The 1,765-nt window shown below is 71.4% G+C and carries 2 protein-coding genes and 1 pseudogene; 1 reads left to right on the top strand and 2 read right to left on the bottom strand.

The features are described from left to right. Window positions 1-647 (top strand): annotated as a pseudogene (locus tag QMK34_RS21895) (Hsp70 family protein); the annotation flags it as partial. On the opposite strand, the gene QMK34_RS21890 reads toward QMK34_RS21895, so the two are convergent. Both QMK34_RS21890 and pcp read right to left on the bottom strand, forming a co-directional pair. Next, complete coding sequence (locus tag QMK34_RS21890; RefSeq protein WP_326416052.1) at window positions 634-1,065, bottom strand: hypothetical protein; 432 nt, start codon at window positions 1,063-1,065, stop codon at window positions 634-636. The pseudogene QMK34_RS21895 and the gene QMK34_RS21890 overlap by 14 nt on opposite strands. Window positions 1,066-1,070: 5 nt before the next feature. Next, window positions 1,071-1,712, bottom strand: coding sequence for a pyroglutamyl-peptidase I (gene pcp / locus QMK34_RS21885; protein WP_326416051.1), 642 nt, complete (start codon window positions 1,710-1,712; stop codon window positions 1,071-1,073). Window positions 1,713-1,765 lie beyond the last annotated feature (53 nt).

Below are 1,765 nucleotides of genomic sequence, written 5' to 3'. Positions count from 1 at the left end.
ATCCCCAGCAGCACCAGCCCCAGCAGCAACGGCCGCAACCGCCCGTCCCGCCCGCGAAGTCGAAGCGGAAACCACTGCTCATCGGCGCCGGCGCGCTGGTGCTCGTCGCCGTCGTGGTCGCGGCCGTGCTGTTCGCGACCAACGGCTCGAAGTCGCCGCCCGCGAACGCCGCGGGCGCCAACGGCGCGGCGGTCGACAAGGCGAGTTGTGAGCAGGTCGGCAAGAAGGACGAGCAGGGCTTCACCGACTGCCTGCGCCAGCTGGCCGGGCCCGTGGCCCAGAAGGCCACCTGCCAGGGCGCGGCGATCTCGGCACAGACGATCGGCGCCGTGGTGGCGGTGAGCTGCCAGTTCAAGTCCGAGGCGCGCGGGGCGACCAGGGCGGTGACCTACTACCAGGGTATTTCGAGCGACTCACTGGCCGTCGGGGTGAAGCTCCAGCTGGGTGACAACCCGGAAGAGGGCACCTGGGCGGGCGGCGGCCTGACCGGGAAGTACCTCGCGGGCGTCGGCTCGGCGGCCGGGATCGTGCTGTTCGGCGTCGACGACAGGCAGCTCTGCGGCATGCTCGTCTCGGTCGACCTCGGTGGCAAGCAGCAGCTTCCCGAGCTGGTCAAGTTCTTCACCGAGCAGCTCAAACCCGCCTGATCCGCGTCAGCGCGGCGAACATCAGCTGCAGCAGGGTGAACGCCGCGCCGACCGCGAAGATCCGGCCCGCCCCGGAGCCCCGCATTGTCGCGAACAGCACCACCAGCAACGCCGGGCTGACGAACGCGCTGGTCAGCACGCCCGCGCGGGGCCGCAGCCCGGTGACGCTCAGCAGGAACCAGGTGAGCAGCCCGATCGCGAGCATCCCGCCGACGATGAGCGCGGGTCCCCAGAAGATCACCCCGAACCCGCACATGCTCTCCGGGTTCTTCGCGTCCTCGATCACGCAGAGGCGGCGGAAATGACCGGCGACAGCGTGCCAGATCGCGGCCGTCCCGGTGCCCAGCACCGCGGACGTGATCCCGACGAGCCAGAGCGCTTTGCGCTCGACCTTCCTGCCGGGCTCGGACGTCGGCATGGTCGTCAATGCAGGCTCCCGGCGGGCGTGGACAGGTCTTCGGTGACCGAAAGGGCGGTGTCGGCGAGGACGCCCAGCGCGTCGGCGCAACGACCGACGTCGAGGCTCGGCGCGTTCGTGCCCGCCGCCGCGACCTGCTCCGGGCTGTACGGGACGTGGACGAACCCGCCGCGCGTCCCGGGGAACTCGGTCGCGAGCAGGTGCATGAGGCCGTAGAAGACCTGGTTGCACACGAAAGTCCCCGCGGTGTGCGAGACCGACGCCGGGACGCCCGCTTGCCGGACGGCCGCCACGACGGCCTTGACCGGCAGCGTCGTGAAGTAGGCCGCCGGGCCGCCGGGGAGCACCGGGACGTCGACCGGTCGCGCGCCCGCGTTGTCCGGGATGCGCGCGTCGAGCAGGTTGATCGCCACCCGTTCGGGGGTGAGCTCGGCGCGGCCGCCCGCCTGGCCGACGCAGACGACCACCTCCGGGCGATGGAGCTCGATCGCCGCCCGCAAGGCCGGGAGCGACGCCCCGAACTCGCACGGCAGCTCGACCGCCGCGAACTCGGGCCGTTGAGCGGCGATCAGGGATGACGCCTGCCAAGAGGGGTTGACCTCTTCGCCGCCGAAGGGCGCGAAGCCGGTGAGTAGCACTGCTGCCATGAAGGTCAGCTTGGCATGGAAGGGCTCGTGAGTGTTGGGGGGGGGGGGGACCC

The organism is Amycolatopsis sp. H20-H5, assembly GCF_035828755.1.
In the GTDB taxonomy this organism is placed as follows: Bacteria; Actinomycetota; Actinomycetes; order Mycobacteriales; family Pseudonocardiaceae; genus Amycolatopsis.
This window is presented reverse-complemented; position numbering and strand designations above follow the sequence as displayed.